We start from the raw sequence: 20,877 nt of genomic DNA on the forward strand, positions 1-20,877 counted from the left end.
AGCGGGCTTGGATCTTCAGAGTAGACGAGTCGCCGCCGTCGCTCTCTGAGGAACACGCGTGCGCCCCGCGTTGTCTGGGCACTTCCAGGCGCTCTGAGCGCGCTGAGCACGCTCATTCCGCGTGGAACTGCCCACACACGGTGAAGACGGGTGGAGGCTGAGGCCGGGCGCCGGCCGGGATCAGGAGGTGCTGAGGTCCCGGGCGTAGATCAGCGCCTCGAAGTCGGAGTCGGCCAGCCCGTTGTCGGTGAGCTCATCGGTGACCTGCTTCAGCGGCCCCATGGAGTCGTCCACCTCCACAGTGACCGGGTAGCGGGCGGAGACCAGGGCCAGCAGGGCGCGGGCCGCCGAACCGGCCTGCTCCTCGTCCAGCTCAGGGCTCCAGCCCAGCAGGACATCGGCCGGATCCTCGGTGCGCTCAGCGGTGTAGCTGATCGCGAAGGCCAGGATCGGCTTCTTCCCCTCGTCCGAGACGTCGCGGAGCACGACGGCGCCCGAGGCGCCGGTCTCCGGAGCCAGCAGCAGCTGCTGCGCCTTGCCCACAGTCATCTCCGCGCGGTCCCACTCGTGGACGGCGTTGTAGAACTCAGCGACCAGCTGGGTCAGCTCCACCGATCCGGTGTCCAGGTCCTCCAGGTCCAGCTGCGCAGCATCCAGATCCGGCAGCTTCAGGACTCCGGGCTGGACGGTGACGCGGCGGGAGCGCTGGACCTTCTGGAAGCCGTTGTCCTTCAGGAAGCACTGGGCGGCCGAATGCTTGGCCACCCGGGCCTTGAGGTTCTGGGTGCCGCAGTTGGGCAGCTCAGCCTCGAGGATCTCCAGCAGCTGGGCGGCCACACCCTGACGGCGGTGCTCCGGGGCGACCTCCGCGTAGAAGGAGAGCCGGTCCGGGTGCAGCGAGGAGCGGAAGATGGTGGCCGCTGCCACCGGGACGCCCTCGTGCTCGGCGACGATGCAGCGTGACCAGGGCTCATTGGAGGAGGGACGCAGCAGGCCGCGGTCGCCATGGTGCATCGGGTTCTCCGGGTCTCCCCAGACTTCGAGGAGCTGGAGGTCATCGCCCTCTGCCCAGGGCCGGACAGTCAGTCCGGAATCGAGGGCGAGGCGGGAGGATGTCTCCTCGGGCGTGGTGCTCATCGCGGTTCCTTTGGGTGCGACAGTTCTCAAACAGCTCAGCGAGTCTAAACCTGTGCGTAACATGACGCAAAGCGTTCAGCGCCCGCCCCGTGCCGGAACTCAGCCCGGCACAGGACGCTGCGAGCGTTCGGCGATCACCCGGGACGCCGCTCCGCGCCGCCCGGGTCCCTGTATCGCCTCTCCGTTCGGCGATCACCCGGGACGCCGCTCCGCGCCGCCCGGGTCCCTGTATCGCCTCTCTTAGTCTCAGCCCAGAAGCTTGGCTGCGAGGTAGCTCTGGACCTGGTCCAGGGCCACGCGCTCCTGGGTCATCTCATCGCGGTCGCGGATGGTCACGGCCTGGTCCTCGAGGGTGTCGAAGTCCACGGTGATGCAGAACGGAGTGCCGATCTCGTCCTGGCGACGGTAGCGGCGGCCGATCGCGCCGGCGTCGTCGTAATCGATGTTCCAGTGCTTCCGCAGCTGATCCGCCAGCTTCTGCGAGGGTTCGGCCAGCTCCGGCTTCTTGGACAGCGGCAGCACTGCGGCCTTCACCGGGGCCAGCTTGGGGTGGAGCTTCAGCACAGTGCGGGTGTCCACGCCGCCCTTGGCGTTGGGGGCCTCATCCTCAGTGTAGGAGTCGATGAGGAAGGCCATCATCGCGCGGGTCAGACCGAAGGAGGGCTCGATGACGTAGGGCGTGTAGTGCTCTTCGGTCTTCGGGTCGAAGTACTGCAGCTTCGCGCCGGAGGCCTCCATATGGGAGCCGAGGTCGTAGTCGGTGCGGTTGGCGATGCCCATCAGCTCGCCCCACTCGGAGCCCTGGAAGTCGAAGCGGTACTCCAGGTCGATGGTGGCAGCCGAGTAGTGGGCGCGCTCCTCCTCCGGGACATCAAACTTGCGCAGGTGGTCCGGCTTCAGGCCCAGATCGGTGAACCAGGAGTAGCAGGCCTCCACCCAGTGATCGAACCACTGGCCGGCCTCCTGGGGGTGGGTGAAGTACTCGATCTCCATCTGCTCGAACTCGCGGGTCCGGAAGATGAAGTTGCCGGGGGTGATCTCGTTGCGGAAGGCCTTGCCGATCTGGCCGATGCCGAAGGGCGGCTTCTGACGTGCGGAGGTCACCACGTTGGAGAAGTTCACGAAGATGCCCTGGGCCGTCTCCGGGCGCATATAGTGCAGGCCCTTCTCATCGTCCACCGGGCCCAGGTAGGTCTTCATCAGGCCGGAGAACTGCTGGGGCTCGGTCCAGGAGCCGCGGGTGCCGCAGTCGGGGCAGACGATCTCGTCCATGCCCGAAGGTGCACGGCCCTTCTTAGCCTCAAAAGCCTCCTCCAGGTGGTCCTGGCGGTGACGGCGGTGGCACTGAGTACACTCGATCAGCGGGTCGGAGAAGGTCTTGACGTGGCCTGATGCGTGCCAGACCTGCTGGGGCAGGATGATCGCGGAGTCCAGGCCGACCATATCGCCGCGGCCGCGGACGAAGGCCTGCCACCACTCAGCCTTGATGTTCTCCTTCAGCTCGGTGCCCAACGGACCGTAGTCCCAGGCCGACCGCGATCCCCCGTAGATCTCACCGGACTGGAAGACGAAGCCGCGGCGCTTCGCCAGGGCGATCACTTTGTCGAGTGCGGTCTCTTTGGCCATAGGGCGGTGCTCCAAGGTGACGGTGTGCGGTGGTGTTCAAGTCCTTCGGCGCCGGGGATCCCGACGCCGCAGGCAAGCTTACCGTCCCCCACGCCTCATGTCCGGCAGAGAGGCGATGAGAACGGCCACCAGAGTCAGCGCTGTGCCCAACACCGTCGCCGTGGTGACCAGACTTCCGGGCGCCGGGACCACCAGGTCCAGCAGCAGTGAGCCGATCAGCTGACCGGCGATCATGCCCATCGCAGCCAGCAGGACGCCCACACGGGTGACCAACAGAGCACCGAGGACGATGAACACGATGCCCAACGGCCCACCCAGATAGTGCCACCAGGTGGTCGAGAGCTGAGGAACACCGAGACCACCTTGGAGCAGCGAGACGGTCACCCACGTGAGCAGAAGCACAGCACTGCCGGAGGCGAAGTTGAAGAAGGCACCCGGCAGAGCACTGCCATATGCAGCCGACTGCCTGCCGTTCAGAGCCTGCTGACCGGCCTGCAGGAAGCCGCCGGAGAAGGGCAGCAGCACCAGAAGCAGCCACGCCAGGCCACGGTCAGCCACCGTCAGCTGCGGAGAGACGGCCCATATGACGGCACAGACCGTCAGCAGGGCTCCGACGCAACGCATCAGCGTGATCTGGCGACGACCGCCGGGGCCGAGCCCGATCCGGTCCCAGAGAAGCCCACCGATCGTCTGGCCGGTCACCACAGCCACAGTGAACACCGCGACGCCGATCATCCCGATGGTCAGGGTCTGCGCCAGCACGAAATAACCACCCACAGCGCCGGCGAGCAGGTACCACCAACGGACTTCGCCCCGCTGGAAGGCCGGAGGCACCTGCCGCATAGCCCTCCGACCGGGAGCCGTGAGAAAGACGATCACGGCCAGGACCAGCAGACCCACGAAGAAGCTGATGAAAGCCGCGAGGTAGGCGTCGCCGACCGTGGAAGAGAGCTCAGCGTTCACGCGCCCCTGCGCGGGGATGGCGATCCCCGACAGGATCATGAACAGGAACATCCCCACCCAGAAGAGCGGGGATCGTTGCGGCTGAGCAGGGGCTGCGGCGTTCATGGGCATCACCTTAGCTCCGCCGGACTCGGGCATCGGCACTGATGTCCATATGGCGGACCGGATATCCGCGTGGGTCAGGCCCTGCCCTCGGCCGGATTCTCTGCAAGACTGAAGGGGTGAGTGCAGACGAGACGCTTGAGGTCCCCATCCGTGACGAGTCCATCCGCCTGGGCCAGCTGCTGAAGCTGGCCGGCGTCGTGGAGAACGGCGCCCTGGCCCGCGAGGTGATCGAGGCGGGCGCGGTGAACGTCGGCGGAGAGGTTGAGAACCGGCGCGGCCGCCAGGTCGCCCCGGGCGAGACCGTGCTCTTCGACGGCGAGGAGTTCGGCCTCCCCACCGTGGAGCTCACCCCCGTCCAGGAGTGAGGTCCGGACCCTTTTCCCGTGGGTGATCCATAAAATCCATGCTGAGGGCCGACACGCCGATGTTTGAGGCCGAAAGGTGGGTTTTATTGATCACCCACGGTGAGGGCGACAGTTCAGGAGGAGAGAGATGGGCACTCTGATCACCCCGGATGAGCTGCGCGAGCTGGTGGACAGCGGCGCTCCCCCGAAGGTCCTCGACGTCCGGTGGCGGCTGGACCGCCCCGACGGCCATGAGGACTACGTGTCAGCCCATATCCCCGGGGCCGTCTATGTGGACCTGGACCGCGAGCTGGCCGAGCCCGGTCAGACCGCCACAGCCGGACGGCACCCTCTGCCCAGCACGGAGACCCTCCAGCAGGCCGCGCGCCGCTGGGGCCTGCACCCGGGCGACACGGTGGTGGTCTACGACGACATCAAGTCCACCTCGGCCACCCGCGCCTGGTGGCTGCTGCGCCATGGCGGCGTCGAGGATGTGCGCGTGTTGGACGGCTCGCTGCGCGGATGGACCGACGCCGGCCACCCCACTGAATCAGGTGAGGTCACCCCGACGCCGGGCACCGTCACCCTGGATCTGAGCGGCCTGCCCGCGCTGGGCATCGAGGAGGTCGAGGCGTTCACCCAGTACGGCACGCTGCTGGATGTGCGCGCCCACAACCGCTACACCGGCGAGCATGAGCCCTATGACCCGCGGGCCGGACACATCCCCAACGCGATCAATGCCCCGACCCCGCAGAATGTGGACGAACAGGGCCGCTTCCTGGATCCGCAGCTGCTGCGCGAGAGGTTCCTGGCCCTGGGCGTGGACCCGGAGAAGCCGGTGGCCAGCTACTGCGGCTCGGGCATCCACAGCACCCACAACACACTGGCCTTGGAGCTGGCCGGATTCGAGACAGTCCTCTACCCCGGATCCTTCAGCGAATGGTCCAACAATCCCCAGCGCCCGGTGGCCACCGGGGAGCAGCCCTGAGCTGAGCCTGACAGCTCAGCCGCGGCGGAGCCGCAGGGGCCAGCTCAGCCGCGACCTTTGAGCACCACGTGGGTCAGGAACTCGTTGATGTGCCCGATCTCCTGGGGCACCACACCGTGGCCGGCCCCAGCGTAGAGCACCTTGGTGAGCTTCACCGTCCGATTGGCCCACTGGTGGGTGTAGTCGATGTTCGCCCCGGGGATGATCGGGTCCTCCTGATCGCGGCCCCAGAAGAACGGAACCTTCTGGGCGGCCAGGGCATCGTCATCGAAATATCCCTCCAACGCCTCACCGCGGGCCGGATCCACCGCGAAGCCGGAGAGCCCGACGACGGCGACGAACTCCTCAGGCCGGGTGCGCAGCAGCGAAGTGGCCATGGCCATCCCCATGGAGAAGCCCAGCAGGGTCACCGAGGAGTGGCTGCCCTTGACCGTCTCCAGCCAGGACCAGAGGTCCTCCACGGCCTCCTTGGCGGCGGCGGAGGAGTAGGCCAGGCGCTCCACGTCCAGCTCGAACCAGGTGTGGGCGCCTCCGCCGAAGCCCTCCAGCGCCTGGGGTGCGCGCACTGAGGCGTAGGTGAACTCCTCCGGCAGACCGGGCACCAGGCCCATGAGGTCCTGCTCATTGGAGCCATAGCCGTGCAGCAGCACCACCAGCGGGGTGCCCTCACGGTCTTCGGGTTCGCGGGACCAGACGACGAAGGGTTCGTTACTCATGCGTACCAGTTTGGCAGAATGGTGGCTGTGAACGGTTCATCAGGTCAGTACACGCGTGGTCATCAGTCAGAGCAGGTCGGCAGCGACGCCGATCCGGCACCCAGCGCCCAGGAGGGCCATCACACCTCGGCGGAAGAGGTGGCCGAGGCGGAACTGGATGTGATCAGCGAGCAGGGCCCCGTTCAGCCGTCCCACCCGTGGACCCGCTATGTCGCTCTGGGCGACTCCTTCACCGAGGGCATCGGGGATCCGGATGAGACCCGGCCAGGCTATCACCGCGGCTGGGCTGACCGTGTGGCCGAGGCCCTTGCCGAGGGCACCCAGAACTTCGCCTACGCCAATCTGGCCATCCGCGGCCGGCTGATCGGACAGATCCGTGACGAGCAGATCGCCCCGGCTCTGGAGCTGCGCCCAGATCTGGTCACGCTGTGCGCCGGCGGCAACGACGTGATCCGCCCCGGCGGCGATCCGGATGAGACCGCCCGCACCTTGGACACCATGGTCCAGCTGCTGAGCACCACCGGTGCCACAATCATGCTCTTCAACGGACCCGACGTGCGCGAGACCCCCGTGGTGGGCTCCATCCGCGGCAAGGTGGCGATCTTCAACGAGAACGTCCGCACTGTGGCGGCCCGGCATGACGCCGTCGTCGCCGATATGTGGTCGCTGCGTGAGCTGACCCGCCCGGAGATGTGGGATGAGGACCGACTGCACTTCTCCCCGCTGGGTCATCACACCATCGCCCGCATGGCGCTGGAAACGCTGAATGTGGACCATGACCTGGAGCCGTTGGAGCCCCGCCCGGTGCCTGAGCGCAGCTGGCGCGAGGCCCGCGCGGAGGATGTGGTCTGGGCCCGGCATCACCTGTTCCCCTGGGTGGTGCGCCGGCTGCGCGGCCGCTCCTCCGGGGACGGTGTCACGCCCAAGCGTCCGAACATCGAGCCGCTCTTCGGCGGGTCCATGCCTCCGGGCGGCGGCGGCATCGAGGAGAGCTGATCAGCTCCAGCCGATGACCTGGGCGAGGACCAGGAAGCCGATGGCCACGACCACCCACAGGCCGAACAGCGGCAGGTAGAACTTCACCCACTTCTCCCAGCGGACTCCGGCGATGGCCAAGGCCGCCATGAAGTAGCCCGAGGTCGGATAGAGGATGTTGGTCAGCCCGTCGCCCAGCTGGAAGGCCAGCACCGCCGTCTGCCGCGTCACGTCCAGCAGGTCCGCCAGCGGTGCCATGATCGGCATGGTCACCACCGCCTGCCCGGAGCCTGAGGGCACCACGAAGTTGAACAGCGTCTGGCTGAAGAACATCCCGACGGCTGCCAGCGCGGCCGGCAGCCCGCCCACGGCCTCGCCCAGAGCGTGGACGATGGTGTCCAGGACCAGCCCGTCCTCCAGGAGAACAGCCACCGCGCGAGCGACACCCACGATGATCGCTCCTTCGAGCACGCTGCGCATGCCCTCGGAGAAGGAGGTGGAGAGTTCGGAGGGCTTCAACCCGGAGACCAGGCCGATGATCAGCAGCAGCAGCACGAACATGCCGGCCATCTCGATCATGAACCACCCTTGGGTGGAGACACCCCAGACGGTCACGCCCAACACGGGCAGGCTCAGCAGCAGTGAGATCTTCTGCCGCAGGGTCATCCGGCGGGGTTCGGCAGACTGTGCACCGCCGTAGAGCTCCTGCTTCTCCTGCTCCTCCGGCTCGCCGGCCATGAGACTCATGGCCGGGTCCTTGGCCGCGCGCTGTGCATAGCGGATGGTCCACCAGGACCCCAGGAGCACCATAACAACCAGCAGCACCGTACGCAGCCCTGCTCCGGAGAAGGTCTCGATGCCGGCGATCTGCTGGGCCAGGCCGGTATTGATCGGGTTCAGGACTCCGGCGGTGAAGCCCGCGGTGGTGCCGATCAGGGCGATGGCCACAGCGGTGATCGAGTCATAGCCCAGAGCGATGACCACGGGGATCAGCACCGGGATATAGACCAGGGCCAATTCCTGGGTGCCGATGAGCGAGGCCAGGGCGGCAAACAGGGTGATCAGCACTGGAATCAGCAGCACCCGCCGATGGGCGAAGGTGCGCAGCAGCCGGTCCAATGCGTTCTCGATGATCCCGGTGTGCCGGATCACCATGAAGACTCCGCCGATGATGAAGGTGAAGAAGACGACTTCTCCGGCATCGACGAGCCCACGCGGGATCGCAGTGATGAAGTCCAAGAAGGTGGCCGGCGAGGACTCCACGGAGGAGTAGGAGTCCGGGTTGATGACTTCGCGCCCGTCAGGTCCCTGCACCCGGTCATACTGGTTGGCCGGAACGATGTAGGTGGCCAACGCCGCGAGGGCGGAGAGCGCGAAGAGGATGACGTAGATATGCGGCATCCGCAGACCGCGCTTCTCCTGGACGGCTGCGCTGTCAGGGCACGCGTTCCCGTTCTCGACCATGGCGCCACGGTAATGAAACGATGTTTTGAACGTGTTACTGAACGGGGAAACGAATGTTTCAGTACCGGGTGCTCCGGTGCGCAGAAGCTCCGCTGAGCGGATCCGGTGAGACCATGGAGATATGACTCACGCTTCTGCACCGCTGCTGGTCTTCGGCTCCATCAATCAGGACATCGTGCTCTCTGTGGACCAGTTTCCGGAGCCGGGCCAGACGCTGATGGCTTCCGGCACCCAGACCGCCATCGGCGGCAAGGGGGCCAACCAGGCCATCGCAGCCGCCCTGGCCGGCGCCCACACACAGATGGTCGGGGCCGTGGGGCAGGACGGCGGCGGAACTGAGGCGCTGGCGGCCCTGGAGTCAGCCGGCGTCGGGACTGCGCTGATCCAGCGGCCTGCGGACATCCCCACCGGCACCGCCTATATCTGCGTGCGCGGCGATGGGGAGAACACGATTGTGGTGGACCCCGGCGCCAACCATGCGGTCCGCACCCAGCAGGCTGAAGAGGCTCTGACCGATCAGCCGGAGATCTCCGACGCCGGGTGGGCGCTGCTGAGCCTGGAGGTCCCCGAGCGGGAAGCCTTCGGCTTCGCCGCCTCGGCTCGAGCCCGTGGCTTGCGCACCGCGCTCAACGCCTCTCCCCTGCTGCAGGACGGGCTGCCCGAGGGTGCTGTGGACCTGCTGATCGTCAACGAGGGGGAGGCCGCCGCCGTCGCCGGTTCCGACTGGGCGCAGTCGCCCAACCTCGCCGATCAGCTGGCCATGGAGGCCGTGGTGGTGACCCAGGGCGGGGCCGGGGTGCGGATGGATGAGCGCGGCGCTGACCCGGCCCATATCCCGGCGATCTCCGTGACCGTGCTGGACACCACCGGCTGCGGAGACGCCTTCGCCGGCGTGCTGATGAGCCGCCTCTGCCGCGGTGAGACCCTTCCCGACGCCGCCGCAGCGGCCGCCCGCTGCGCCGGCCACGTGGCCGAGTTCAGCGGCGCCTCCGCCTCCTACCGAGAGGCCTTCGCGAGGGCTGAGGGGTGAGTCCTCAGGCGGCCAGGCCGATGCCGGTGCGGCGGGAGACCAGCCGCTCGATCATCCCCACCAGGGAGTAGAGCAGCAGCGAGGCCAGCGTCACCAGCAGCACAGAGGCCCAGAGCCTGTCGTAGTTGGTGTTGGCGATGGCCTGGAAGACGCCGTAGCCCACACCGTCACCGGTAGCCAGCCATTCCGCCAGCAGGGCGCCGGTCAGCGCACCGGGGATGGAGACTCGGGTGGCGGTGAAGAACGAGGGCAGCGAGGCCGGCATCGCGACCTTGCGCAGCACTGTCATCGGTGAGCCGCCGTAGACCTGGACCACTTCGGTCATCGCCGGTGAGGAGGAGCGCAGCCCCTCCACGATGGTCACCAGGGCCGGGAAGATCACCACGATGGTGCCCATCGCGGCCACTGAGGCCCAGTCGCGGCCGAAGATCAGCACGATGATCGGGGCCATGGCCACCAGCGGCACCGACCGGCAGATCATCGCCAGCGGCATCATCGCGGCCTCGAAGCCCTTGAACAGCTGGAAGAGCATGGCCACCACCGCGGCCGTCACCAGACCTGCGGTGAAGCCGATCAGCGTATCGGCCATGGTGATCCAGAAGTCGCCGAGGACCAGGTCCCGGTGGGCCTGGGCGTCCTCACTGGTGATCAGGTACTCGTAGACGTCCATCGGGCCTTTGCCGATGATCCCGGAGACATCGAAGATCTCCAGCAGGGCCACCCACACACTAAGGATCACGATGATGGAGACGGCCAGATTGACCAGCGGCTTCAGCACCGCTCGGAGCACAGAGTTCACAGGTGTCACCTCTTCGCCCAGGGGGTCGCATACCGTCCGATGACGGCGATCACGGCATAGGCCAGGCCGGCCACGAGCACGCCCACCAGGGCGAGGGCCCAGAGCCGGTCCACCACGAGCGTCTCCTGGGCGCTGACCATGGCGGGTCCGAGGCCGCGGTCCACGCCGCCCACATATTCGCCCAGGATCGCGCCCAGCACGGCGGCCGGTGCGGCGATCTTCAGAGCGGTGAAGATGTACGGGATCGCGGAGATCAGCTGGACCTTCAGCAGCTGCTGCAGCCGGCTGCCGCCGGCCACAGTGATCACGTCCAGTCCCGCCCGATCGGCAGACTTCAGGCCCTGGACGGTGGTCACCACGGTCACAAAGTACACCGAGAGCCCGGCCAGCACAGCGGCGGTCACCGAGGGCTCCCCGCTGGAGGGCGGTCCGGCCACGGCGAAGACCACCGGGCCGATGGCCACCAGCGGCAGACAATAGGTGATCACCGCCAGCTGGGTGGCGATGCGCTCCAGCCAGGGGGCGATCAGCACCAGCCCCGCCGTCAGGATCGCCAGGGCGTTGCCCACGGCGAAGCCGATGCCGGCCTCGGCCAGCGTCACCACGGAGTTCCGCCAGTAGAAGGCGAATCCGTCGTCGACCAGCTGTGCCATCACATCCGGCGGAGTGGGGATGGCCGAGCGCTGATCGCTGCCGACTTCCACCACGCGCAGGGCCCCGAGGGCCCACCACAGGAGGAAGACCGTTCCCAGCCCGATGACCCCGGGCGCCCACTTGGGCATCCCGGAACCAGCGCGCGACGCCGGCTGGCGCACCTGTCCTGCTGCCACACTCACGGCTGCCCCTGCTTTCCGAACAGCAGGTCCGAGGCGTGGTCCACCAGGGCGTGGAACTCCGGGGTCCGTTGCATCTCCGGGGTGCGGGGACGCGGAAGGTCCACTTCGAAGACCTCCTTGATCCGGCCTGGCCGGGCGCTCATCACCGCGACCACATCGGAGAGGAAGATCGCCTCAGCGATCCCGTGGGTCACCATCAGTGTGGTGGCCGGCTTCTCCGTCCAGATCCGCAGCAGCTCCAGGTTCAGCCGCTGACGGGTCATGTCATCCAGTGCACCGAAGGGCTCGTCCAGCAGCAGCACCGAGGGCTTGACCACCAGGGCGCGGGCGATGGACACGCGCTGGCGCATGCCTCCGGAGAGCTCGGCCGGGCGGGCCTTCTCGAACCCGGTCAGCCCGACCAGCTCCACCAGGTCCTCGATCAGACCCGGCTCCGGCCGGATGCCGGCCACCTCCAGGGGCAGCCGGATGTTGGAGACCACGCTGCGCCAGGGCAGCAGCGCCGAATCCTGGAAGGCGATGCCCAGATGGTTGTCCGCCCGCAGCTCCTCCGGGGTCTGCCCGTCCACGGTCAGGAAGCCGTCGCTGGGGGTCTCCAGACCGGCCAGCATGCGCAGGATCGTGGACTTGCCGCAGCCGGAGGGGCCCAGCAGCGAGAGGAAGGTGCCCCGGCCGGTGGCCAGATCCACGTCGTCGAGGGCGGTGACCTGCTTCTTCCCGGAGCCGAAGGTCTTGCTCAGCCCCTGCAGGTTCACCCCCTCACCGGTGAAGTGGGGGCTCAGCCCCGCCGTCGCGAACTCAGCGGTCGATGGTGTGTGTATCACGGGTGCTCCACAAGATCCGGGTTCTCTTCGTAGACCTCTTCCAGCAGGGTGAGGTCGAACAGGTCGTCCGGCACGTCATAGCCCACGGCATCGATGGCGGCGAGGGTGTCGTCCACCAGCTCATCCGACATGGTGAACAGACCGTGCTCCTGAGTCCACTCATCGGTGATCAGCTCGGCCTGCTCCTCGGAGGTGACCTGCTGGTGCTCGAAGTCGAGGTTCTGGTCCGCCGCGTGGTCCTCCACCGTGGTCTCGGCCACCGCCTCGTGATCCTCCAGCGCATCGTGCCAGCCGCGGATGGAAGCCTCCAGGAAGGCCTTGATCAGCTCGCGGTCCTCCTCGATGGCCTCCTCGGTGACCACGATGGATCCGCCGGCGAAGGGAAGGCCGTTCTCGTCGAACATCAGCGACTCCACCTCTTCACCGTCCAGCTCCATGCTGATCAGCTCATTGGTGGCATACCCCAGGTAAGCGTCGATCTCATCAGCCAGGAACGGCTGGGCGTCGCCCTGGATGGAGACGACCTCGACGTCATCCTCGGTCAGGCCGTTGGCCTCCAGGAAGGCGTAGAACACCGGCTCGTTCGCCGGCGGGACGCCGATGCTCAGGCCCTCCAGCTCCTCAGGGCTGGTCGCGGCGTTGTCGCTCTTGGTGATGATCGTGTACGCGTTCTGCTGGAAGACCGAACCGACGATCTTCAGCGGAGCGTCATCACCCTCCTCGGCGATGGTGGAGCCGATGGACAGCGGGTTGGACATGCCGACGGTGCCCTGGCCGGTGGCCACCTGGATGGCCGAGGGCGTGGCCGAAGGGCCACCCGGGGTCAGGTTCACCGAGTCGAAGCCGGCCTCCTCGAAGTGACCGTTGTCCGCGGCCATGTAGAGACCGCCGAACTCCGCGGTGTGCAGCCAGGAGAGCGGGACGTCGAGTGCGCCGAAGTCCTGGTCCTCGCCGTCGGCGTCGCCGTTTCCGCAGGCGGTGAGCGCCAGCAGGCCCAGGGCCCCGGCCGAGGCGAACAGCCGCTGTGGTGTGGTGGTCTTCCTCATGGTTCTCCTTGAAGGTGCGGGTGTGGGTCAGATGGTGGGGCAGGATCGGTGCACTGGGAGGTCGGTGCAGAGCTGGGCTGGTCAGAGCTGGTCTTCGGAGCCGCGCTGGGTGACGGGAGCCTCACGGCCGGCGTCGACGGCCTCCAGATAGGCGCTGCGGCGGCCGAAGAGCCCAGGCACCGCCTGGCGGGCGCCGTCGATGAGCTCGGGCAGCTGGGCGGTGAGCAGCTCGCCGTCGCGGGTGAGGATCCGGCCGTCGACCATGGTGAGGCTGACATCGCTGCCCAGCACGGCGTGGACCAGGTTGTGATGGATGTTGGCGTAGGAGCCTTCGGGCAGCAGCGGTGTCATGCGGACGGTGTCGGTGCGCACCGCGATCAGATCCGCCTGCTTGCCGGGTTCCAGAGAGCCGATCCGGTCCTGCAGGCCCAGGGCGCGGGCTCCGCCCATCGTGGCCATCTCCAGCACCTCCCAGGAGTCCAGGGCTGCCGCATCCATGGAGCGCAGCTTGGCCAGCAGGGAGGCGACCTTCATCTCCTCGAACATGTCGAGGTTGTTGTTCTCCTTCTCACCGTCGGTGCCCAGGCCCACCGGGATCCCGGCTGCGCGCAGGTCAGTGACCCGGGCGGCTCCGCTGGCGAGTTTCATATTGCTCACCGGGTTGTGCGCCGTGCCGGCCCGCTGCCCGGCGAGGAATTCGATCTCGCTGTCGTCCAGCCAGATGGCATGGGCCAGCAGAGTGCGCGGGACGTCGAAGAAGCCCAGATCGGCGAGCGCGTGCACCGGCCGTTTGCCGTACCGGCGCTGGAACTCGGCGATGTCCAGCTCGGATTCGCTGCAGTGGGTGTAGAGCCCGGTCCCGTAGTCCTGGGCCAGCTGCACCGCGCGGGCCAAGCCCTGCTCATCGGCGTAGAAGGGGTGCTCCAGCCCCACCCACGGGATGATGCGGCCCTCCCCGCGGCCCGCATCCGGACCCCAGGTCTGCAGCATCCGCTCGTTGTCGTCCAGAGTGTCGAAGTAGTCGTGCTGCGGGTGCGCGCCCACATAGTTCACCGTCACCAGACGATTGCCGAGCTGCTCGGCGGCCTCGGCGCAGCCGTCCATATAGCGCCACATGTCCACCACTGTGGTGGTGCCGGCCAGCAGCCCCTCGGCGTAGCAGAGGTAGGCCGCGATCTTGGCCTCCTCCGGGCGCAGCACGCGGTGCATCGGGTCGATGTGGACCTGCAGCCACTCCCAGACCGGCAGGTGCTCGGCCGTGCCGCGCAGCACTCCGGAGTGGTGGTGGGCGTTGACCAGACCAGGCATCAGCAGCTGGCCCTTCAGGCGCAGCTCCTCGGCGTCGGGGTGGCTGCTGCGCAGCTGGTCCACCGGTCCCACCGCGGCGATCCGGCTGCCGTCCACGACGACGCCGGCGTCGGTGAGCACCTCGCCCGGCGGAGCCATCGGCACCACGAGATCTGGGACCAGAAGACGCTGTGTCATGCCGAGACTCCCTGCATGGCCGCCGCCGCAGTGCGGTGGCGGGAGAGGACATCGTCGAGTCCTGCCAGCTGCAGCTCGCCGCCGGCCACCAGGCGCCTGCCGGCCACGAAGGTGTCCTGGGCACGCGCAGGTCCGCTGCGCAGCCAGCCCTCCACGCGGTCGGTGAGCACACCGGCCTGGGACAGCGGGGAGGACTCCCAGATGACCAGGTCGGCGCAGGCGCCGGGACGCAGATGGCCGAGCTCATCGGCCCAGCCCAGGTTGGCCGCACTGCCCAGTGTGGACATGTTCAGCGCATCCCGGGCGGAGAACGACGCCGGCCCGTGGCTGTGGCGTGCCAGCAGCAGGGCCCCGCGGGTCTCGGCCCAGAGATCGGCCGAGTCCGCGGAGGAGGAGCCGTCGCAGCCGATGCCCACCGACATGCCCATCTCGCGCAGGGCGCGGGCGTCGGCGGTGTCCCCGGCGAGGATCATATTGGAGCTGGGGCACTGTGTGGCGCCCACTCCGGCGGAGGCCAGACGGCGGTTCTCCTCCGCCGAGCCGTAGATGTAGTGGGCCACCCAGGTGCGGTCATGGGCCCAGCCGCAGTCCTCCAGGTACTCCACCGGGCGGCGGCCGTAGACCTCCAGGGCGTATGTGTCCTCGTCCTTGTCCTCGGCCAGGTGGGTGTGCAGCCGGACATCGTGCTTCTCAGCCAGCTCCGCGGTGGCGCGCATGATGGACTCGCTGACCGAGAACATGGAGCAGGGCGCCAGGGACATCCGGACCATCGCCCCGGGGTTGGGGTCGTGATACGTGGAGATCAGCCGTTCGGAGTCCTCCAGGATGGTCTCCTCATCCTGGACCACCTCCTTGGGCGGCAGGCCTCCGTCCTCCACGGAGCGGGTCATCGACCCGCGGTTGGCCATGAAGCGGAAGCCGATCTCTGTGGGGGCCCGGATCTGGGCGTCGATGAGCTTGGGCCGCGGGTGGACATACATATGGTCCGAGGAGGTGGTGCAGCCGCCCAGCAGCAGCTCTGCCGCCGCCACATAGGTGGAGAGGTAGGTGGACTCCTCATCCAGGACGGCCCAACGCGGGTAGAGCTCGGTGAGCCACTGGAACAGCGTGCCGTTGACCGCCGGAGCATAGGCCCGGGTGAGGTTCTGGTACATGTGATGATGGGTGTTCACCAAGCCAGGGGTGACCAAGCGACCCTCGGCGTCGATGACCGTCTGCGCCTGGGGCTCCGGCTCGCTTGAGGTGCCCACAGAGTGCACTCGACCGTCCTGGAGGGCGATCCACCCGCCGTCGATCTCCCAGCCCGTGCCGGAGCCGCTGTGCGGCTGGGGGCCCTGGGCTTCGAGGACGAGGTAGGCGTTGCGGATGAGTGTCTCTGTGGGCATACCCGTCACATTATGAAACATATGTTTCTACGGACACTCCCGACTGTTACGGCAACGTAAAAGATGCGCTGTAACACCATCGTCATACGCTCCACTTAGGCTGTGAGCCTCAGAACGCAGATCAGAGGCAAGGAGGTGCCATCGGTGCTGGACAGGGTCACCGCGTACACAGAATGCTTCGAGGAGCCCCAGCGCTGGGCAGTTGCAACGATCGTTTCGATTCAGGGCTCCTCCCCCAGCCCCGTGGGCACCTCTATGGCCGTCTCCGCAGATCTGCAGATCATCGGCTCCCTCTCCGGAGGCTGCGTGGAGTCCTCCGTGGCAGCCCTGGCCCAGGACGCGATCAGCAGCGGCGAGATCCGGCGCGAGGCCTTCGGCCCCGACGGCACCCTCTTCGAGCGCCAGGGCCTGGGGGCGGCCCTGACCTGCGGCGGGCAGATCGAAGTGCTGATCCAGCCGCTGGCCTCCCTGGAGCCCGAGCAGCTTCACCAGCTGCGCGGACTGGCGCGGCAGGATCCGCGCACTCCGGCCCAGCTCACCAGGAGGATCCACGACGACGCCGGCGCTGAGCTCTCTGCCGAGGCCTCGGCTCTGGTCATCGAGGAGCGGCGCGACGGCGCTCCCCTGCTCATCCTCAGCGGCGTCCACGACGTCTCAGTGCACCTGGCCCAGCTCGCTCTCCAGGCCGGCTGGCGGGTGGAGATCGTGGATGTGCGCCCGGCCTTCGCCACGGCGGAACGTGTCCCCGAGGGTGTGCAGCTGACCGTGGGCGAGCCGGCCACCGTGATCCGCGAGCTGTTGGATGGGCCGCGGCCGTGGACGGCCATCTGCGTGATGACCCACCACCCGGATCTGGATGTGCCGGTGCTGGACGCGGCTCTGCCTGCGCTGCTGGGTGATGAAGGCGCCGCCGCCGTCCTGCAGCCGGTGGACCTCCTGGGCGCCATGGGGTCCCGGCGCGCGGCGGCCCGGCGGGCGACTGCCCTGCAGGAGCGCGGCCACAGCGAGGAGAGCATCCGCGCCATCCGCACTCCCCTGGGCCTGGACCTGCAGGCCTCCACCGCGGCGGAGACGGCGGTGTCCATGTTCGCCGAACTCATCGCAGCACGGAACTCGACCGATACGGCAGACGCGGGACAGGCAGAGGCGGAGAACGCAGACCGCCTGGGCACTCCGCTCTCCGAACAGTCCGGCCCGGTGAACCGCACCAGAGGCCGCAGCATCAGCATCACCCGGGAGATGGCAGTCTGAATGGACATCACCAGTGTCAACACCACGCTGACCAGCGCCGACCCGGAGGACTTCCGCTCCGGGGACGTCTGGCTGGCCGGCGGCACCGTCCTCCACTCCTACGGACACGACTTCACCACGGCCGAGCCGCAGCGGCTCCTGGACATCACCCGTGCCGGATGGGCTCCCCTGACCTGGCATGAGGGCGATTCCGCCGGCACAGCATGGCCCGGGCTGGAGATCGCCGCCACCTGCACTGTGGCGCAGTTCCACGACGGCGCCCAGACCCTCCGCGCGGACCGGGGCGGACCCAGAGCTGAGCTGCCCGGACTGGAGCTGATGGTCCCGGCGGCACAGGCCTTCGTGGCCTCCTGGAAGGTGTGGAACACCTCCACCGTCGGCGGCAATGTGGCCACTGCCCTGCCCGCCGGCCCGATGATCTCCTGGCTCTCCGCCATGGAGGCCCAGGCCGTGATCCTGGGACCGGGAGGAAGCCGCAGTGAGGTTCTGGTCTCCGATCTGGTGACCGGCGTCGGCCAGACCGGACTGGAGCCCGGCGAGCTGATCCGCGCCTTCTTCGTGCCAGCCCATGCCCTGGAGCGGCCCACACTCATGGCCCGGGAGTCGCTGACCCGCTACGGGCGCTCGGCGGCCTTCCTGCTCGCCTCTCCCCTGCCGGAGAGATCCGCCCTGCGGCTGACCATCACCGCCAGCACCCAGCACCCGGTGATCCTGGAGGTGCCGGCTGATCAGGCGGCCCAGGCCGTGCGCAGCCGGATCCCGGAAGAGCTGTGGCATGACGATGTCCACGGCGATCCCGACTGGCGCGCCGAGGTCACCGAACGGCTGGCGGCAGAACTGGCCGCTGAGCTGTCCTCTGAGCTGGGCGCGGACCAGGCCGCCGCTGCCACCGGAGCAGCCGGCGCCGGGAGTGCCGCTCCCCTGCCCGAGCCCACCGTCCATCCTGAGGCGGCCCGGCCCGCTGCGGGCGCGGCACCCACTGCCGTGGTGGACGGCACCGAGCGTGCGGTGGACCCACAGCCGGGTCAGTGCCTGCGCACCTGGCTGCGTGATCAGGGCGCCCATGCGGTCAAGCGCGGCTGCGACGCCGGCGACTGCGGTGCCTGCACGGTACAGATCGCCCAGCAGGGCCAGGCCCCGAAGGCAGTGCACAGCTGCATCATCCCGGCAGACCGTGCCGCAGGATCCCAGATCACCACTCTGGAAGGCCTGGCCCCTGAGGCATCCGAGCATGTGCGCGCCTCCCGCGAGGCCGGTGAATCGCCCTCGCTGTCAGATCTTCGGAAGAAGCTGCATCCCACGCAGCGCGACTTCCTGGAGTCCCACGGCTTCCAATGCGGATACTGCACCGCCGGCTACATCATGACTGCCAGCGCCGATGACGAGGGGCGCGGCGGCGAGCGGGAGAGGAAGTTCAAGGGCAACCTCTGCCGCTGCACCGGCTACTGCTCCATCACTGAAGCACTGGACGGTGCTGAGAATCCGCGGGTCACCGAGGAGGACTCCCCCGGCACCAGCCCGATGCCCCCGGCAGGCCCCGGCGTGGTCACCGGGACAGTGGACTACACCTTCGACACCTATGAGCCGAGCTCTGATCAGCCCGGTTCTGCCCAGACCAGCGCTGCCGAGCTGCATGTGGTGGTGCACCGCAGCCCGACGGCGCACGCCCGGATCCGCAGCATCGACACCTCCACCGCACTGGCCTCCCCCGGCGTGGTCGCCGTGCTCACCCATGAGGACGTCCCCGCCGAGATCCGCTACTCCAGCGCCCAGCACGAGCTGGTGGGCGATGACCCGGCGGACACCCGCCTGTTGGATGACACTGTGCGCCATGTGGGACAGCGCGTGGCCGTGGTGGTCGCCGAGTCCCGGCGTCAGGCTGCCCGTGCCGCCCGGCTGATCGAGGTGGACTATGAGCCGCTGCCGGCCGTCTTCGACCCTGCCGAGGCACTCACCGAGGGCGCACCGGTGCTGCATCCGGAGGACGGCTCCCCGCGCACCGATGCGCTGGGCAGCGAGTATTTCCCCATCCAGGATCCGCAGCGGAATCTGGTGGCCTCGGCCGAGGCCTCATCCGGCGACGCCGAGGTCGCACTGAGCAGCTCCGCGCACTCCTATACCGGCCGCTTCCAGACCCACCGGACCTCCCATGTGGCCCTGGAGACCCACGGCGCCCGGGGCTGGATCGATGAGGAGGGCCGCTACACGCTGCGCTCCTCCACCCAGGTCCCCTTCCTGGCACGGAGGGCGCTGTGCAGGATCTTCGGGCTCTCCCCGGAGCAGCTGCGGGTCTACGCCCCGCGCGTGGGCGGCGGCTTCGGCTCCAAGCAGGAGGTCCTCGCCGAAGACATCGTGCTGCTGGTGCTCAAGGCCCTGGCTGAGCGCGGCATCCGCCGGCCGGTCTCCTGGGAGCTGACCCGCACCGAGGCGCTCACCGCCACCACCACGCGGCATCCCTACACGATCGATGTCAGCCTGGGCGCCGACGCCGAGGGGAAGCTCACCGCCCAGCAGCTGGAGATCCTCTCCGACACCGGCGCCTACGGCAACCACGGGCCCGGAGTCATGTTCCATTCGGCGCACGAGTCCATGCAGATCTACTCGGCCCCGGCCAAGCGGGTCTCCGCGCGGGTCGTCTACACGAACAACCCTCCCTCGGGGGCGTTCCGGGGGTACGGGCTCAGCCAGACGCTCTTCGCCGTGGACTGCGCCATGGACGAGCTGGCCCATCAGCTGGGCCGCGATCCTATGGAGTTCAAGACTGCGAACATCGTCCAGTACGGGGAGGCGTTCTTCGGCTCCGAGGGCGATGACGTGGAAGTCGACATCCGCGGACTCCAGCAGTGCGTGGAGATCATGGGGCGCGAGCTGCGCACCGAGCCGCTGAGCCCCAGCGAGCTCGCCCAGTGCGAGGCGCGCCTGGCAGAGGAGCGCCACGGCTTCTCCGCGAGCCGTCGCGGGGACTGGGCGCTCGGCGTCGGGTCCTCGGTGACCATGATCGACACCGCTCCGCCCAACGGTCATCATTCCCATGCTCAGATCAGGCCGCTGGGCGATGATGCCTATGAACTGAAGGTGGGCACCGCCGAGTTCGGCAACGGGACCTCCACCGTCCACCGCCAGGTGGTGGCCGAGGTGCTGGGCACCACCGCGGAGAAGATACGGCTGCGTCAGGCGGACACTGAGCTGGTCTCCCATGACACCGGGGCCTTCGCCTCCACCGGCATCACTGTGGGGGTCAAGGCCGCTCACGCCGCCGCCCAAGATCTGCGCAAACAGCTCGCCGCCCTGCCCGAGGACGTCAGCCCCGCCGACTGTGTGGGCAACGGCTCCTGGGCCGGCACCCCGAGGACTGCGGCCTTCAACGTCCACGGATTCCGTGTGGCGGTGGACCGCCGCAGCGGCACTCTGGTGATCCTGCAGTCGGTCCAGGCCGCCGACGCCGGAACCGTGCTGAATCATGCACAGGCCCGCGGTCAGGTGGAGGGCGGTGCGGCCCAGGCCACCGGTGCCGCGCTCTTCGAGGAGGTGGAGATCGACGCCGATGGGCGGATCACCACGGACATCCTGCGGAACTATCACATTCCCCAGATGGCGGATGTGGTGAAGACCGAGGTGCACTTCGCTCAGACTCGGGATCACCTGGGGCCGCTGGGTGCGAAGTCGATGTCGGAGTCTCCGTTCAACCCCGTGGCCCCGGCGCTGGGCAATGCGATCCGCGACGCGATCGGCATCCGGCTGAGCCGGACCCCCTTCCGGAAGGACCGGATCGCGGCCGCCCTGCGCGCGGAGGGGGCATAGCTGCCACCGGTGGCGTGGGCACTTTGATGTGCTCTCCAGCGGCGTCGGACGGCTGAGAACGCATGGACGTGCCCACGCAACGTGTGAAGCCGAGAATCGTGT

Annotated in this window: 17 protein-coding genes; 6 read left to right on the forward strand and 11 right to left on the reverse strand. The window is 68.2% G+C overall.

Annotation, left to right across the window (positions count from 1 at the left end; translation table 11 throughout):
* Positions 1–180: 180 nt before the first annotated feature.
* From IEW85_RS05310 to IEW85_RS05320, 3 genes are all read right to left on the reverse strand, one after another.
* Positions 181–1,137, reverse strand: coding sequence for a GNAT family N-acetyltransferase (locus IEW85_RS05310; protein WP_188683405.1), 957 nt, complete (start codon positions 1,135–1,137; stop codon positions 181–183).
* Between the two features lie 246 nt (positions 1,138–1,383).
* Complete coding sequence (locus IEW85_RS05315) at positions 1,384–2,763, reverse strand: glycine--tRNA ligase (RefSeq protein WP_188683406.1); 1,380 nt, start codon at positions 2,761–2,763, stop codon at positions 1,384–1,386.
* 78 nt (positions 2,764–2,841) lie between these two features.
* Positions 2,842–3,831 (reverse strand): DMT family transporter, encoded by a 990-nt coding sequence (locus IEW85_RS05320; RefSeq protein ID WP_229658815.1) that lies wholly within the window; start codon positions 3,829–3,831, stop codon positions 2,842–2,844.
* A 116-nt stretch (positions 3,832–3,947) separates the two neighbouring features.
* Here IEW85_RS05320 and IEW85_RS05325 point away from each other — a divergent pair, with 116 nt between their 5' ends.
* Together IEW85_RS05325 and IEW85_RS05330 are read left to right on the forward strand one after the other, a co-directional pair.
* The gene (locus IEW85_RS05325; protein WP_229658816.1) at positions 3,948–4,196 is read left to right on the forward strand and encodes an RNA-binding S4 domain-containing protein; all 249 of its coding nucleotides are present in this window, start codon (positions 3,948–3,950) and stop codon (positions 4,194–4,196) included.
* Positions 4,197–4,323: 127 nt separating this feature from the next.
* Positions 4,324–5,163 carry a sulfurtransferase gene (locus IEW85_RS05330; RefSeq protein ID WP_188683409.1) on the forward strand — a complete coding sequence of 280 codons (840 nt, stop codon included), beginning with the start codon at positions 4,324–4,326 and terminating at the stop codon, positions 5,161–5,163.
* 44 nt (positions 5,164–5,207) lie between these two features.
* Here the strand turns inward: IEW85_RS05330 and IEW85_RS05335 are convergent, their stop codons facing one another.
* Entirely contained in the window at positions 5,208–5,879 is a 672-nt protein-coding gene (locus IEW85_RS05335; protein WP_188683411.1) for an alpha/beta hydrolase, read from the reverse strand.
* A 153-nt stretch (positions 5,880–6,032) separates the two neighbouring features.
* Here IEW85_RS05335 and IEW85_RS05340 point away from each other — a divergent pair, with 153 nt between their 5' ends.
* A complete protein-coding gene (locus IEW85_RS05340; protein ID WP_229658828.1) occupies positions 6,033–6,875 on the forward strand; it encodes an SGNH/GDSL hydrolase family protein in 843 nt (280 codons plus the stop codon).
* Here IEW85_RS05340 and IEW85_RS05345 read toward each other — a convergent pair whose 3' ends face one another.
* On the reverse strand, positions 6,876–8,318 hold the full coding sequence (locus IEW85_RS05345; RefSeq protein ID WP_229658817.1) for a YfcC family protein: 1,443 nt from the start codon (positions 8,316–8,318) through the stop codon (positions 6,876–6,878).
* Positions 8,319–8,439: 121 nt separating this feature from the next.
* Between IEW85_RS05345 and IEW85_RS05350 the strand changes: the two genes are divergently transcribed.
* Entirely contained in the window at positions 8,440–9,348 is a 909-nt protein-coding gene (locus IEW85_RS05350) for a PfkB family carbohydrate kinase (protein ID WP_188683415.1), read from the forward strand.
* Between the two features lie 4 nt (positions 9,349–9,352).
* Here IEW85_RS05350 and IEW85_RS05355 read toward each other — a convergent pair whose 3' ends face one another.
* The 6 genes from IEW85_RS05355 to IEW85_RS05380 form a co-directional block, all read right to left on the reverse strand.
* On the reverse strand, positions 9,353–10,147 hold the full coding sequence (locus IEW85_RS05355) for an ABC transporter permease (RefSeq protein WP_229658818.1): 795 nt from the start codon (positions 10,145–10,147) through the stop codon (positions 9,353–9,355).
* 5 nt (positions 10,148–10,152) lie between these two features.
* Positions 10,153–10,983, reverse strand: coding sequence for an ABC transporter permease (locus tag IEW85_RS05360; RefSeq protein WP_229658819.1), 831 nt, complete (start codon positions 10,981–10,983; stop codon positions 10,153–10,155).
* Positions 10,980–11,807 carry an ABC transporter ATP-binding protein gene (locus tag IEW85_RS05365; protein WP_229658820.1) on the reverse strand — a complete coding sequence of 276 codons (828 nt, stop codon included), beginning with the start codon at positions 11,805–11,807 and terminating at the stop codon, positions 10,980–10,982. The genes IEW85_RS05360 and IEW85_RS05365 overlap by 4 nt, the downstream gene beginning before the upstream one ends.
* Complete coding sequence (locus IEW85_RS05370; RefSeq protein WP_188683417.1) at positions 11,804–12,853, reverse strand: ABC transporter substrate-binding protein; 1,050 nt, start codon at positions 12,851–12,853, stop codon at positions 11,804–11,806. Before IEW85_RS05370 ends, IEW85_RS05365 begins: the two co-directional genes overlap by 4 nt.
* 81 nt (positions 12,854–12,934) lie before the next feature.
* On the reverse strand, positions 12,935–14,338 hold the full coding sequence (locus tag IEW85_RS05375; RefSeq protein WP_188683419.1) for an amidohydrolase family protein: 1,404 nt from the start codon (positions 14,336–14,338) through the stop codon (positions 12,935–12,937).
* On the reverse strand, positions 14,335–15,723 hold the full coding sequence (locus IEW85_RS05380; protein WP_188683421.1) for an amidohydrolase family protein: 1,389 nt from the start codon (positions 15,721–15,723) through the stop codon (positions 14,335–14,337). Before IEW85_RS05380 ends, IEW85_RS05375 begins: the two co-directional genes overlap by 4 nt.
* 102 nt (positions 15,724–15,825) lie before the next feature.
* Between IEW85_RS05380 and IEW85_RS05385 the strand changes: the two genes are divergently transcribed.
* Positions 15,826–16,974, forward strand: a complete 1,149-nt coding sequence (locus IEW85_RS05385; protein WP_188683423.1) for an XdhC family protein — start codon at positions 15,826–15,828, stop codon at positions 16,972–16,974.
* Complete coding sequence (locus IEW85_RS05390) at positions 16,975–20,775, forward strand: molybdopterin cofactor-binding domain-containing protein (RefSeq protein WP_188683425.1); 3,801 nt, start codon at positions 16,975–16,977, stop codon at positions 20,773–20,775.
* Positions 20,776–20,877 lie beyond the last annotated feature (102 nt).

The sequence above is a fragment of the Nesterenkonia cremea genome, assembly GCF_014642675.1.
GTDB classification, from domain to species: Bacteria; Actinomycetota; Actinomycetes; order Actinomycetales; family Micrococcaceae; genus Nesterenkonia; species Nesterenkonia cremea.

What these genes read in the sequence shown, in the direction of transcription:
- IEW85_RS05310 (WP_188683405.1), bottom strand. Translation starts at nt 1,137, where the DNA reads ATGAGCACCACGCCCGAGGAGACATCCTCCCGCCTCGCCCTCGATTCC.
- IEW85_RS05315 (WP_188683406.1), bottom strand. Translation starts at nt 2,763, where the DNA reads ATGGCCAAAGAGACCGCACTCGACAAAGTGATCGCCCTGGCGAAGCGC.
- IEW85_RS05320 (WP_229658815.1), bottom strand. Translation starts at nt 3,831, where the DNA reads ATGAACGCCGCAGCCCCTGCTCAGCCGCAACGATCCCCGCTCTTCTGG.
- IEW85_RS05330 (WP_188683409.1), top strand. Translation starts at nt 4,324, where the DNA reads ATGGGCACTCTGATCACCCCGGATGAGCTGCGCGAGCTGGTGGACAGC.
- IEW85_RS05335 (WP_188683411.1), bottom strand. Translation starts at nt 5,879, where the DNA reads ATGAGTAACGAACCCTTCGTCGTCTGGTCCCGCGAACCCGAAGACCGT.
- IEW85_RS05345 (WP_229658817.1), bottom strand. Translation starts at nt 8,318, where the DNA reads ATGGTCGAGAACGGGAACGCGTGCCCTGACAGCGCAGCCGTCCAGGAG.
- IEW85_RS05350 (WP_188683415.1), top strand. Translation starts at nt 8,440, where the DNA reads ATGACTCACGCTTCTGCACCGCTGCTGGTCTTCGGCTCCATCAATCAG.
- IEW85_RS05370 (WP_188683417.1), bottom strand. Translation starts at nt 12,853, where the DNA reads ATGAGGAAGACCACCACACCACAGCGGCTGTTCGCCTCGGCCGGGGCC.
- IEW85_RS05375 (WP_188683419.1), bottom strand. Translation starts at nt 14,338, where the DNA reads ATGACACAGCGTCTTCTGGTCCCAGATCTCGTGGTGCCGATGGCTCCG.
- IEW85_RS05380 (WP_188683421.1), bottom strand. Translation starts at nt 15,723, where the DNA reads ATGCCCACAGAGACACTCATCCGCAACGCCTACCTCGTCCTCGAAGCC.
- IEW85_RS05390 (WP_188683425.1), top strand. Translation starts at nt 16,975, where the DNA reads ATGGACATCACCAGTGTCAACACCACGCTGACCAGCGCCGACCCGGAG.